Below are 11,863 nucleotides of genomic sequence, written 5' to 3'. Positions count from 1 at the left end.
CCCAACCCTCCCCCGCGAGGGGGGAGGGAGATTCTTTAAAAAGCCTCCCCTCCCCTTGCGGGAGGGGGTAGGGGGAGGGGGCGCTTTTACGCAATCTCATGACGAGCGCGCTTGCACGTCGAACAGCCGGCGGTGCTCGTCGAGGGCGTAGCGGTCGGTCATGCCGGCGATGTAATCGGCGACCAGCTCGGCGGTGGCGCGGCTGCCGGCGGGCCCCGCGCGGCGACGCCAATCGGTCGGCAGGCATTCGGGTTCGGCGAGGAACAGGTCGAACAGGTCGCGCACCACGCGGCGGGCCTTGCTGGTCATGCGGTTGAGCTTGTAGTGGCGGTACATGTTGACGAACAGAAATTCCTTCAGGCCTTTCAGGCGGGCCTGCATCGGCGGCGAAAACGCGGCGATGGGCGCGGAAAGTCGGCGCACGTCCTCGGCCGAACGGGGCGCGGCCTTGGCCAGGCGACGGCGGGTTTCGGCGAGCAGGTCGGCGACCATGGCGCCGATCAGCTCGCGCACCGCCTCGTGGATCAGGCGCGCGCGCCAAGAATTGTCGGCGAGGCGCGGATGCTTTTTGCGGACGCGCGCGAAGATCGGCCCGATCAGCGGCACCGCGCGCAAATCCTCGACGGCGAACAGGCCGGCGCGCAGCCCGTCCTCGATGTCGTGATTGTTGTAGGCGATGTCGTCGGCGATGGCGGCGATCTGCGCCTCGGGCCCGGCGAAGGTGTCGAGTTCGAGGTCGTGGCGCTTGACGTATTCGGCGATGGCGCGCGGCAGCGGTTTCTTTTTCGCGTGCCGCCCCCGCAGCGGCCCGTTGTGCTTGACCACGCCCTCGAGGGTTTCCCAGGTGAGATTGAGGCCGTCGAAGGCGGGATAGCGTTCCTCCAACCGCGTCACCACCCGCAGCGACTGGGCGTTGTGGTCGAATCCGCCGAAGGGTTTCATGGCGTCGCGGAGCGCGTCCTCGCCCGCGTGGCCGAACGGCGGATGGCCGAGATCGTGGGCGAGCGCCAGGGCCTCGGTCAGGTCCTCGTTGAGGCCCAGGTTGCGCGCGAGCGAGCGCGCGATCTGCGCCACCTCCAGGCTGTGGGTCAGGCGCGTGCGGAAAAAATCGCCCTCGTGATTGACGAAGACCTGGGTCTTGTATTGCAGGCGGCGGAACGCGCCGGAATGGACGATGCGGTCACGGTCGCGCTGGAAGCAATCGCGGGTACGGCTTTCGGGTTCGCGATGTAGCCGGCCGCGGCTCGCGGCCGGAACCGTGGCGTAAGGGACGAGGGTCATGGAGCGGAAGCTACTCTTGGGAACGTATGCGGGCAACGCCGCACTTGGCCGGGCGAACGGGCCGTGTTAGAGCCAATTCCGTCCCCCGGCCGTCGGGGACTTTTCGCCCGGAAGGAGCCCGCGCGATGCGATTCTGGTGGCAACACCAAGGCCCGCCCGACCCGGCGCGCACCGTCAAGGCCGGCGTCGGCATGGCGATCGGCATCGCTTTGGCCGCCGGGCTCGCCGAGTGGACGGCGCTGCCGCTGCTGATCACGTCGTTCGGCTCGACCAGCGTCATGCTGTTCCTGATGCCGGAACTGTCCTACTCGCAACCCATGAACATCGTCGGCGGTCACGTGGTCGCGGCCGCGGTCGGACTCGCCGCCGACGCCTGGCTGCCGTCGGAAGCCTGGTGGGCCTACGGGCTCGCGGTCGGCGCCAGCCTGATCGCCATGGCCGCCGTTCGCGTGATGCATCCGCCGGCGGGCGCCAATCCGCTCATCGTCATGTTCGCCCATCCGGATTTCGATTTTCTCCTGGTTCCGGTGCTGGCGGGAACGGTCCTGCTGGTCGCGCTCGCCGTCGTCGTCCACCGCCTGCCGCCGAAGGCGATCGCCTATCCGACCCCGGACGCCGATGCTCCGCCGCGACCGTGACGAGGTCCTCATGCTCTCGATTTCTCGCCTCTCGCTCGAAGACGCCAAAATCCTGATCGCGGGCGCTTCCGCGCACGCGCGGCGCATCAAAGTACCCATGTGCATCGCCGTCACCGACGAATCGGGCAACCTGATCGCGTTCGCGCGCATGGACGGATCGAAGGTCCTTTCGGTTCAACTCGCCCAGGACAAGGCGTTCACCGCCGCCATCTCGCGCCGGCCGACCCACGATTACAACGCGCGCGCGGTGCCCGGAAACCTCGCCTTCGGCATCCAGAGCGCCCACGGCGGACGCTTCACCACCGTCGGCGGCGGCGTGCCGGTGGAAGTGCGCGCGGGCGAATCCCCGCGCGCGGGATCAAACACTACGCCCCTATCGGGGCGCGGCGGCGCGGTGGTGGGCGGGATCGGTTGCAGTTCCGGCACCCCCGAGCAGGACCGGGAGTGCGCCGAAGCGGGCGTTTCCGCCTTTCTCAAGGCCCTGAAAAAGCCAGGAAAGAAAAAGGGTTAAGAGGGTCGCGGATTGACAGGCCGGCCGGCGTGGATAAATAAGAAGCCATGCCCGACACGCCCGTTCCCGAGTCCAGCCTTGCCATCAGCGAAAACGCCGCCAGGCGCATTCGCGCCATCGCCGCGGCCGAAGGCGACGCCGACCTGATGCTGCGGGTCACGGTGTCGGGCGGCGGCTGCTCCGGTTTCCAATACGGCTTCAAGCTCGACGCGACCCGCGGCGCGGATGATCGCGTGTTCGAGCAGAACGGCGTAAAGGTGGTGGTCGACGAAACCTCCCTCGACTTGGTCAAGGGCGCGACCCTCGATTTCGTCGAGGACCTGGTCGGCTCCTATTTCAAGATGAGCAATCCGAACGCGGTTTCGACCTGCGGCTGCGGCTCGTCGTTTTCGCCGGTCTAAAGCCAACCCCGTCGCGATCTCAACGAACCGTCCGCTCGGGCGGGAAACGGACGGCGACGATCGTGCCCCGGCCCGGCGCGCTGTCGATTTCCAGACGGCCCCCGTGCAGATCGACGAAGGATTTCGCCAGCGACAACCCGAGCCCCGAGGCCTCCGACGTGCGGAGAAAAGGGGTCGTGATCCGTCCGAATGGTTGCTGGGCTTTCTCGATGCTCGCGGCGTCCATGCCCACGCCCGTATCCCGCACCGAAAAAAAGTATCCGCCCTCCGCGTCGAGATTCGCCGTCAGCCGGACCCGACCCCCCGTCGGGCTGAATTTGATCGCGTTGGACAGCAAATTGACGAGAATTTGCGCGAGCCGCTTCTTGTCGGCGTTCAACTGGGGCAACGCGGGCGCGAGTTCGATTTCCACCGTGACCGCCTTCTCCTCGGCCTCGCTGGCCAATCTTTGAACGCATTCCGGCACGAGCGCGGCGGCATCGACCGGCGCGACATCCAGGCGTATCGTCCCCGCGTCGATCGCGGCAATATCGAGGATGTCGTCGATCATCGCCAACAGGCCTTGCCCCGACTTCAGGATCCCGGCGACGTACTCCTGGCTCTTGTCGTCGGCCGCCGCCTTGTCCGACCTTCGGAGAATTATCTGGGAAAATCCGATGATCGCGTTGAGCGGGGTGCGGAGATGGTGGCTGACGGTGGCGAGAAATTCCGACTTGGCGCGATTGGCGGCGTCGGCCTGGTCGCGGGCCACGCGCAATTTGGCCTCCCGCTCGTCCAGTTCCCGATATTGCGCGGCGATAACCCTGCTGGAATGGCGGACGAGGAAAATCAAAATTCCGTAGAGAAGTCCCAAGCCTACCGCCAATACCGAACCGACCCACGCCGTTGAGATTTCGATTTGCCGAACGCCCGCGTTGACTTCGGTATAAATCTCGAACACGCCCTCGAGCGCGCGCCCCGCCCCTTCGATCGGGACATAGGTCTCGACCAAATGCACCGAGGCTTTTTCTCCCGAGAATGCGCTGAAGGTATTGCGGAAACTGAGTTTGCTCGCCGGCAGACGCCGATCGACCGCCATCCGGAATCCGGCGTTGTCCGCGCGACTTTCCCCGATTTGCGCGAGTTCGGAGGAGTAAACCGTGAGCCCGGAGAGATGATAAATCTTCACCTTGTGAACCGGCAGACCGCGAGCGAACGACGCGACGTTCGTGTCTATTTTTTTCACCGTGGCGCTATCGCGCAATTCGGCGGGCCCGAGTCTGTCGGCGGTCATGACATAGGGTCCGAATTCGGCCCAAATCCCGTTCGCCAGAGCCCGCGCCAGCGCGACGTTTTGCGATTCCTGGACTCGGACCAAGGTTTTGAATTCGTGGTCCCGAAACAGGACGAAAAGGCCGACTCCGACCGCCAAAAAAGCGAGCGCGGCGGCAACAGCGAAAAACCGCAGCAGGTGAAACTTCATGGCCGGAGTTCACAAGGTCGTTTTCGGCGATAGTGTGACACACGCTGCCCGCCTTCACCATTGGCGGTTTTCCCATTCCCGGAAGACGCAAGCCGCTTTGGTGGATTGGCGTTCGGATTGATCGCAATCAAGCGCGAACGGGTTTTCAGCCTCCGGACTGGCTGTTAGGATGAGCGGCGACGCCAAACCGCGATCGGTTCGCGCGCGGATGCTTTCCCTCATGGTTAAGATCGCCTCCTGGAACGTCAATTCGGTTCGCGCGCGCCTTCCCAACGTGCTGGCGTGGACGCGCGACGCGGCGCCCGACGTGCTGCTGCTGCAGGAATTGAAGTGCGAGGCCGACGCCTTCCCCGCCCTCGAATTCGAGGAACTCGGCTACAACCTCGCCGTGGTCGGGCAGAAGACCTACAACGGGGTCGCGATCCTCTCCAAATCGGCGATCGAGGTCGATCATCGCAAGCTTCCGGGCGGAGACGGCGACGACCAGGCCCGTTATGTCGAGGGGTTCACCTCGGGCGTGCGGGTCGCCTCCATTTATCTTCCCAACGGCAATCCCATCAACGAAGCCGGCAAGCGCACGGACAAGTTCGCCTACAAGCTCGCCTGGCTGGAGCGGCTTTACCGTCACGCGCGCGAGCTGCTCGCGACCGAGGACGCGTTCGTCTTGGGCGGCGATTTCAACGTCATCCCCGAACCGATCGACGTGCACGACCCGGAAGGCTGGGACAAGGACGCGCTCTACCACGTCGATTCGCGGGCCGCGTTCCGCAAGATCATGTTCCTCGGCCTCACCGACGCCTTCCGCGCCCGGCACGGCAACGCGCAGCGCTACACGTGGTGGGATTACCGCAGCGGCGCCTGGGCCAAGGACCAGGGCGCCCGCATCGACCACCTGCTGCTCTCGCCCCAGGCCGCCGACCGGCTGGCTGCCTGCGACATCGACCGGCGCCCGCGCGGGCTCGACAAGGCCTCCGACCACACGCCGATCTGGTGCGAACTCGGCGGCGCTTAAGGACCGGCCCGGGGTTGCGTGAAGTCGCGGAATTTCATAAATTCTTACTTGTAAGAAATTCATTCAATGAGCGCTCCCATGCACGTCGCCAGGATCACGTCCAAGGGCCAGTTGACCGTCCCGAAGAAGGTCCGCGAGGCCGTCCGCCTGAAGACCGGCGACGTGGTCGCCTTCGAGGTCGAGGACGACCGCGTGCTCATGCGCAAGCTCGCGCCGGGCCGTGACGAATACCTGAAGGCGGTCGGACACACTCTGACCGAATGGACGAGCCCCGAGGACGAGGCGGCTTGGCGTGACCTTTGATCCCTTCGACGTGGTGGCGGTGCCGTTCCCGTTCACCGACAAAGCCGCCGCCAAGCGCCGCCCCGCCCTGGTGGTCTCCGCCAAGGCGTTCAACGCCCGCCACGACCAGCTCGTTCTCGCCATGATCACCACGGCGCAACGCAGCGATTGGCCGAGCGACGTCGTCATCGCGGACTGGGCCCGAGCCGGGCTATCGGTTCCGTGCCGGGTACGCCTCAAGCTGTTCACACTCGACGCGACGCTGGTCGCCAAACGTATCGGCGCGCTCGCGAAAAAAGACCGCGACGCCGTGCGCCAGGCGCTGACGCGCGCGCTCGCCGTCGCCTGAGCTTCCGCGGGGTTGCGCCCCCTTCCCCGCCCTTCTAGAGTGCCGCCGGTTCCGCTTTTCGGGGAAAAACGTCATGGCCAAGAAAAAAACCACGTCCGGCGCCGCCGGAAAAATCGACAAGGTCGCGCGCAAGCTGCCGAGCCGGCACACCAGCGTCGGCCCGGCGAGCGCGCCGCACCGCTCCTATTACTACGCCATGGGCATGACCGAGGACGAAATGCGCCAGCCCTTCGTCGGCGTGGTCACCACCTGGAACGAGGCCGCGCCGTGCAACACCGCGCTCATGCGCCAGGCCCAGGCGGCGAAGAAGGGCGTCAAGGCCGCCGGCGGCTGCCCGCGCGAATTCACCACCATCACCGTCACCGACGGCATCGCCATGGGCCACCAAGGGATGAAATCGTCGCTGGTCAGCCGCGAGGTGATCGCCGATTCGGTGGAACTGACGGTGCGCGGCCATTGCTACGACTCTCTCGTCGGCCTCGCCGGCTGCGACAAGTCGCTGCCCGGGCTGATGATGGCCATGGTCCGGCTCAACGTGCCGAGCGTGTTCATCTACGGCGGCTCGATCCTGCCCGGGCGCTACAAGGGCAAGGACATCACGGTCCAGGACGTGTTCGAGGCGGTCGGCGCGCACTCGACCGGAAAAATCTCGGACCAGGAGTTGCACGACATCGAAAGCCTCGCCTGCCCCTCGGCCGGGTCGTGCGGCGGTCAGTTCACCGCCAACACCATGGCCTGCGTGTCGGAGGCGCTCGGCCTCGCCCTCCCCGGCTCCGCCGGGCCGCCGGCGCCTTACGAATCGCGCGACGCCTATTGCGAGGCGAGCGGGCACACGGTGATGAAGTTGCTCGCCGACAAGATCCGGCCGCGCGACATCGTGACGCTGAAGTCGCTCGAAAACGCGGCGATGGTGGTGGCGGCGACCGGCGGTTCGACCAACGCCGGATTGCATTTGCCTGCCATCGCCCACGAGGCCGGGATCAAGTTCGACCTCGACGACGTCTGTCGCATCTTCCGCAAGACGCCCTACATCGCCGACTTGAAGCCGGGCGGAAAGTACGTGGCCAAGGACATGTTCGAGGCGGGCGGCGTGCCGATGCTGATGCGCGCGATGTTGGACGCCGGCCTGCTGCACAGCGACTGCATGACCGTGACCGGCCAGACGGTCGCCCAGAACCTGCGCGACGTGAAATTCAACCCCAACCAGGACGTGATCCGCCATCCGAAAAAGCCGCTGTCGCCGACCGGCGGCGTGGTCGGGCTCAAGGGCAACCTCGCGCCGCAAGGAGCGATCGTGAAGGTGGCCGGCATGAAGACGCTCAAGTTCGCCGGACCGGCGCGCGTGTTCGATTCCGAGGAACAGGCGTTCGAGGCCGTGGTCAACCGCAAGTACAAGGAAGGCGAAGTCATCGTCATCCGCTACGAAGGCCCGCGCGGCGGCCCCGGCATGCGCGAGATGCTGTCGACCACCTCGGCGCTCTACGGCCAGGGCATGGGCGACAAGGTCGCGCTCATCACCGACGGGCGCTTTTCCGGCGCGACGCGCGGCTTCTGCATCGGTCACGTCGGCCCCGAAGCCGCGGTCGGCGGACCGATCGGGCTGTTGAAGAACGGCGATAGGATCCGCATCGACGCGGTCAAGGGCACCCTCGACGTCGATCTGTCGGCGGCCGAGCTCGCCCAGCGCAAAAAGGCATGGAAGCCGCGGGCGCACGACTACCAATCGGGCACGCTCTGGCGCTACGCCCGGAACGTGGGCGACGCCTGCGACGGCGCGGTCACGCACCCGGGCGGCAAGGCGGAAACCCATTGCTACGCGGATATTTGAGATATTTCGCCGCCCTCGCCCTGGCGCTGGCGGCGATCACGTCGCCGGCCCCGGCATCAGAGCGCGCGTCTGAGGAAGCGGCGTGGGCGGCGCTGAAATCCGGCGGCATCGTCCTTTTTCGCCACGCCAACGCGCCCGGCACCTACGATCCGCCGGGCATGCGCCTCGACGACTGCGCGACGCAACGCAATCTCGACGACGTGGGCCGCGCCCAGGCCCGGCGCATCGGCGAGGCGTTCCGCGCGCGCGGGATCGAAGTAGGACGGGTGCTGACATCGCGCTGGTGCCGGGCGAAGGAAACCGCCGAACTGGCGTTTCCGGGACGCGCCCAACCGGAGCCGGCGTTCGATTCGCTCCACGCCGACCGGAGCCGAGGGCCGGCGCAGGCCGAAGCCGCGCGGCGCATCCTGCTCGCGTGGGACGGCCCCGGCGCTCTCGTCGTCGCCACCCATCAATTCACGATGATGGCCATCGTCGATCGGCCTTCGGCGTCGGGCGAAGGAATCGTGCTCAGACGGGACGGCGACAAGCTCGTGGTCGTCGGCAGCGTCAGGCCTTAAGCGATCGAACGGGCGAACAAATAAATTCCGAGCAACAGAAGCCCGATGAAAAAATATGTCCGGAACACGTCCGGGCGCAGCTTGCGTCGCACCGACTGGCCGAACCATTGCCCGGCGGCTGCACTCGCGAGCGCGACCGCGGCGGCCGGCCCGAGCGACCAGTGGAGCGCGGACGCCAGATAGAGATTGACGCCGAGCGCGACCATCGACACGGCAAACATCAGCCCGAGGGCCTGCACCAGTTCGTCCTTCTCGAGCCCGGTCGCGTGCAGGTACGGCACCAAGGGGATGACGAAGACGCTGGTCGCGGCGCCGATCAATCCCGTCACCACCCCGACCAGCGGATCCGCCCAACGGCGCGCCGACGCCCGCACGGAAAAGCGCGGGGAGCGGAGTCCGATCAGCGCATAAACCACCAACGTCACGCCGAGAACGGCGGTGCCGAGGCGCGCGTTGGCGCCGGTCAGCCACCCCGCGCCCGAAAGCGTGCCCCCGGCCACGCACAGGATCAACGGCCACAGGCGGCGGACGAGCGACAACAGATGCGGCCCGGCCAGCATCTGCCAGATGTTCAAGATCAACCCCGGCAACACCAGGATCGCCGCCGCCTCGCCGGTTGTCATGACGACCGCCAACAAACCCATGACGATGGCCGGCAGTCCGAGACCGATGATGCCCTTGACCGTGCCGCCGAGGGCAAAAATGCCGGCGACGAGAAACCAGAGAACGTCGGGCATCGCGATGCGGAATAAACCTAGATGATCGTTTCCTGCGGGCCGGAGTAGCGCACCAACGGCTCCGCCAGGATCTGCAGGCTGACCACCGTATAGACAATCATCAGGATTGTCATCGGCACCAGGGCGCGGAAGGCGCGCGCCCGGCTCGCCAGCAGCCGGTCGGCGGCGACATGGGCGAGATAGACCGAGACCGAATGGCCGACCACGATCGCGCCGACGGCGAGATACCAAGCCGACTTGGTGCTCATCACCGCGATGTCGATTTGATAGGCGCGGGTGCCGAACAGGTTCCAGCCGAGGCCGAACGGATCCGAAATCAGCGGGATCAACGACTGGCCCTGGACCAGCAGGTAGGTGAAGGTGTGGGCGAAATGGTAGCCGACCGCGATCGGAATCAACGTCAGGGCGAACGCGCGCACGTGATCGAGGGTTCCTTTACCACCGCCCGCAACCCCGGCCATCGACCAGCAGGTCCCCCAGAAGAGCCCGAGTACCGCCGACCACAAGAGCAAAAAGGCGATGGTGTGAACCAGCACCCAGCCGACATCGCCGAGCTTCGGGTTCAGGTCATGGATCGCGTTCTCAACCGCCGCCCAATGGCCGCTGCCGAGCAGCCCGTCGAACAGAACGCCGGTCAGCAACGCGACCACGAAACAGGCGATGGCGACGGGGGCGACCGCCTGGTCGCGCCGCAACAGGGACGCAGCATAGGGACGCAGCATCAGGGCCGACGCGCCGTCGCCGCGCCGTTCCGCGCTCACCGGCGCGAACCGCGCGTAGAGATCGAACACGCGGTGCACCGGATCGGCGTTGGCGAGCCACGCCTGAGGGCCGTAGACCGCCATGCCGGCCCAGGTGACGAGCGAATAGGCCACCACCAGCGCCGCCAGGGTTTTCGGCATCGCCGAAAAGGGAAAGATCAGTTCGAACCAGAAGAACATCAACAGAAACCCGACCGCGGGCCAAGCGCCGAGCCGGGCGGGATAGGGACGGTAGCGTCGTCGTCCGCCGAACAGGTCGAACAGCGTCCGCCACGGGTTGAGCACGGGCCATGGGTTGCCGACCAGCATCACCAGATAGGAAAAGCCGACCCACCACGCGACCCAGACCAAAACCGGCACCGGATTCGCGTTCGGATCGGACGGGCCGAAGAAACCGGCGAGCAGCGCCAGCGCCAACACGAAGACGCCGACCGCGCGCGCCAGCGCCCGCGTCAGGGCATGATCGAGCGCGCGGCCGAGCGAGCTGCGGGAGAAATCGAGCCGGGCCTCGGCGTAGGCCTCGGCGCCGCCGCGGGCGAACACCGCGACCATGACGAAGGTCACCGTCACCGTCAGCGCGCCGCCGACGATGAACAGCCACACCGGCACCGGCAGTTCGTAGCGCTGACCGAAGGCATGGGCCTGGGCCGGATCGCCGCTCGCGGCCCATCCAACTACGCCAAGTGCCAGCGCAACGGCCGCGCGCATCATCGCGGATGCACCTCAACCCTCAGCAAGGCACCACGCCCATGGCCGTGCGACTTGGCTTCGCCCTTGTCGCCCTCGTGGGCGTGAACCGGGAACCGGCCGGTGGCATACGCCTTGAAACGCATGGTCTGCGGTGCGTCCGGACGCGCGAAAACGGAAATGTTGTAGCCTTCGAGATGGATGGTCATCGGCCGGTCGACCGTCCAGGTGATGCCGACGTCGGCCTGGTGCGGCACTTTGAGCACCCGCGAGGCGGGCGCGACCGCGCCGTTCACGACCGCGAGGTCGAAGGATCGGATCGTGTCCTCGGCTGCGGACGAAGCTCCGGTCCCCGCTGCCGCGGCCAAGACCAACATCGCGATCGCGCGCCGCAACGTCATGGCGGACGAACCTCTTTCCCCGCCCCTATCCCCGTTGCGTCGGGAAACAGGAGCGGGGGCAAGGCCGGATTACGTAACGTCAGCTTCCCGATACCTCGTACGCCGACGAATCCTTGAGGATCGAGACGATCAGCTTCTTGACCGTATCGGCGTTGAAGCCGGAACTCTGGTAGATGCTGTAGAGCTTGAAGTCGGAAATCCGGGTCAGCACGAACCAAGCGAGTTTGTTCGCTTCCGGCGATTTCGGATCGATGCCGAGGTCCTTGGCTACGTCGCGGACCCAATTATGCGCGAACTGCCCGGCGATGTAGTGGGAGAACGACCAGGAGCCGTCGGAGAAAACCGACAGCCACCATTCGGCCATGCGCTTGGCCGGATCGACCTTGGGCGCGGGCACGCCGGCGAGCTTGGCGGCCTCCGCCAACGCCGCGTTGAGGCCTTCCTTGCCGTCGGCCTTGTCGACGTCCCAGAACGGATCGAAGTGGGACGACGCGGTGGCGATGACCAACTCGGTCGGCGCGCCACGTTTCATCAGTTCGGCGTAAACGATGGCGCCGTGGCCGCCCATCCATTTCCACTTGGCGATGCCTTGGTCGCCGCCCCAGTAGGCCGGGAACCAGGCCGGCCGCTTGATCCCGCCGGTCGCCGAATCCCACTCGTACCAGACCTTGGCCCAGTCGTGCAGGGTCAGCGCGGCGATCACCATGTCGCGGTTGATGTCGGTGACGCCGTGAACCCGGGCGAACATGTCGGCCCAGCCGAAGGCGATCTCGATGTTCTCGGCCGCGTGCACGGCCAGCCCGCCGGGATAGAAGTGATGGCCCGGTGACCTTTCCCCTGGATTAGGTCCACTCAGAGGGTGAACGTTTCGGTTTGTATCACGGTTTCGGTGTCGGCGGCGAGCGGGCGGGGCGCGAAGCCATCCGGCGAGCGCAGCGCCCCGCCGCGAGCCG

General features: G+C 66.3%; 14 protein-coding genes. 8 read left to right on the top strand and 6 right to left on the bottom strand.

The window, feature by feature from the left end:
* Nucleotides 1-96: 96 nt before the first annotated feature.
* Nucleotides 97-1,281 carry a deoxyguanosinetriphosphate triphosphohydrolase gene (locus FJ311_08600; GenBank protein MBM3951497.1) on the bottom strand — a complete coding sequence of 395 codons (1,185 nt, stop codon included), beginning with the start codon at nucleotides 1,279-1,281 and terminating at the stop codon, nucleotides 97-99.
* 125 nt (nucleotides 1,282-1,406) lie between these two features.
* Between FJ311_08600 and FJ311_08595 the strand changes: the two genes are divergently transcribed.
* The 3 genes from FJ311_08595 to erpA are packed head-to-tail and all read left to right on the top strand — an operon-like array spanning nucleotide 1,407 to nucleotide 2,831.
* A complete protein-coding gene (locus FJ311_08595) occupies nucleotides 1,407-1,919 on the top strand; it encodes an HPP family protein (GenBank protein ID MBM3951496.1) in 513 nt (170 codons plus the stop codon).
* A 10-nt stretch (nucleotides 1,920-1,929) separates the two neighbouring features.
* Nucleotides 1,930-2,430, top strand: coding sequence for a heme-binding protein (locus tag FJ311_08590; protein MBM3951495.1), 501 nt, complete (start codon nucleotides 1,930-1,932; stop codon nucleotides 2,428-2,430).
* Nucleotides 2,431-2,477: 47 nt separating this feature from the next.
* On the top strand, nucleotides 2,478-2,831 hold the full coding sequence (gene erpA / locus FJ311_08585) for an iron-sulfur cluster insertion protein ErpA (protein MBM3951494.1): 354 nt from the start codon (nucleotides 2,478-2,480) through the stop codon (nucleotides 2,829-2,831).
* Nucleotides 2,832-2,850: 19 nt separating this feature from the next.
* Here the strand turns inward: erpA and FJ311_08580 are convergent, their stop codons facing one another.
* Nucleotides 2,851-4,293: a HAMP domain-containing histidine kinase gene (locus FJ311_08580; GenBank protein ID MBM3951493.1), complete on the bottom strand. Its 1,443-nt coding sequence runs from the start codon at nucleotides 4,291-4,293 to the stop codon at nucleotides 2,851-2,853.
* Nucleotides 4,294-4,513: 220 nt separating this feature from the next.
* Between FJ311_08580 and xth the strand changes: the two genes are divergently transcribed.
* The 5 genes from xth to FJ311_08555 all read left to right on the top strand — a co-directional run bounded on the left by xth (nucleotide 4,514) and on the right by FJ311_08555 (nucleotide 8,324).
* Nucleotides 4,514-5,305 (top strand): exodeoxyribonuclease III, encoded by a 792-nt coding sequence (xth, locus tag FJ311_08575; GenBank protein MBM3951492.1) that lies wholly within the window; start codon nucleotides 4,514-4,516, stop codon nucleotides 5,303-5,305.
* 66 nt (nucleotides 5,306-5,371) lie between these two features.
* On the top strand, nucleotides 5,372-5,608 hold the full coding sequence (locus tag FJ311_08570; GenBank protein MBM3951491.1) for an AbrB/MazE/SpoVT family DNA-binding domain-containing protein: 237 nt from the start codon (nucleotides 5,372-5,374) through the stop codon (nucleotides 5,606-5,608).
* Complete coding sequence (locus FJ311_08565; GenBank protein MBM3951490.1) at nucleotides 5,598-5,936, top strand: type II toxin-antitoxin system PemK/MazF family toxin; 339 nt, start codon at nucleotides 5,598-5,600, stop codon at nucleotides 5,934-5,936. The genes FJ311_08570 and FJ311_08565 overlap by 11 nt, the downstream gene beginning before the upstream one ends.
* 73 nt (nucleotides 5,937-6,009) lie before the next feature.
* A complete protein-coding gene (ilvD, locus tag FJ311_08560) occupies nucleotides 6,010-7,764 on the top strand; it encodes a dihydroxy-acid dehydratase (GenBank protein ID MBM3951489.1) in 1,755 nt (584 codons plus the stop codon).
* 20 nt (nucleotides 7,765-7,784) lie between these two features.
* A complete protein-coding gene (locus FJ311_08555; GenBank protein MBM3951488.1) occupies nucleotides 7,785-8,324 on the top strand; it encodes a histidine phosphatase family protein in 540 nt (179 codons plus the stop codon).
* On the opposite strand, the gene FJ311_08550 is transcribed toward FJ311_08555, so the two are convergent.
* The 4 genes from FJ311_08550 to FJ311_08535 all read right to left on the bottom strand — a co-directional run bounded on the left by FJ311_08550 (nucleotide 8,321) and on the right by FJ311_08535 (nucleotide 11,703).
* Entirely contained in the window at nucleotides 8,321-9,061 is a 741-nt protein-coding gene (locus tag FJ311_08550) for a sulfite exporter TauE/SafE family protein (protein ID MBM3951487.1), read from the bottom strand. The two genes, FJ311_08555 and FJ311_08550, sit on opposite strands and share 4 nt — an antisense overlap.
* A gap of 17 nt (nucleotides 9,062-9,078) precedes the next feature.
* Complete coding sequence (locus FJ311_08545) at nucleotides 9,079-10,533, bottom strand: hypothetical protein (GenBank protein ID MBM3951486.1); 1,455 nt, start codon at nucleotides 10,531-10,533, stop codon at nucleotides 9,079-9,081.
* Nucleotides 10,530-10,910, bottom strand: a complete 381-nt coding sequence (locus FJ311_08540; protein ID MBM3951485.1) for a hypothetical protein — start codon at nucleotides 10,908-10,910, stop codon at nucleotides 10,530-10,532. The genes FJ311_08545 and FJ311_08540 overlap by 4 nt, the downstream gene beginning before the upstream one ends.
* A gap of 79 nt (nucleotides 10,911-10,989) precedes the next feature.
* On the bottom strand, nucleotides 10,990-11,703 hold the full coding sequence (locus FJ311_08535) for a hypothetical protein (protein ID MBM3951484.1): 714 nt from the start codon (nucleotides 11,701-11,703) through the stop codon (nucleotides 10,990-10,992).
* Nucleotides 11,704-11,863 lie beyond the last annotated feature (160 nt).

This window comes from Rhodospirillales bacterium, from assembly GCA_016872535.1.
Classification (GTDB): Bacteria; Pseudomonadota; Alphaproteobacteria; order Rhodospirillales; family 2-12-FULL-67-15; genus 2-12-FULL-67-15.
This window is presented reverse-complemented; position numbering and strand designations above follow the sequence as displayed.